This is a genomic window from Vibrio sp. 970 (assembly GCF_033339075.1).
In genome coordinates, this window is sequence record NZ_JAWOTW010000640.1 from 1 (window position 1) to 564 (window position 564).

At 47.7% G+C, this 564-nt stretch carries 1 protein-coding gene; it reads left to right on the plus strand.

Features of this window, described 5'->3' with window-relative positions:
* A partial coding sequence (locus tag R7Q11_RS28345) for a uroporphyrinogen-III C-methyltransferase (protein ID WP_225467250.1) occupies positions 1 to 564 on the plus strand: 564 nt, incomplete at both ends.

Here is a 564-nt window from a genome sequence, read left to right on the forward strand (position 1 = left end):
ATCGGCACCGCTAGCAGAAAAAGACGCACCGAAAAAGGATGCTGAATCTAAAAAGGAAGCCTCTAAACCGGTTGAGCCAGCAAAACCAGCAGAACCAACAAAGGTTGAATTTGAAGAGAAGCAAGGCAAACGTGGTGTCAAGCTCGGCACCGTAGCGATCATTCTTTCAATCATCTTCGGTGGCGGTCTCGCTTATAAACTTCATGAGCAACAAGCCGATTACCAAGCCCAAATAGCTCAGCTACAAAACCAACTAGAAAAAGCGCAAGCTTCGATGACGCAAGAGCTAAACCAAGTTAAAGAAGAAACCATCGAGAAAGCGACCACAGTAACGCACAAAGCAGAAGTGGTGCTTGGTCAACAACAAAAGAGCATTGAAAGTTTACAACTCGCCGTCGCAGATGTGAAAGGCCGACGTCCAAACGACTGGCTATTGGCAGAGGCCGATTACCTTGTGAAGTTGGCTGGTCGTAAACTGTTCTTAGAGCATGACGTAGAAAGCGCAACTCAACTGATGGAGAGCGGGGACCAACGTATTGCCGCGCTAAACGGTCCAAGCTTAGT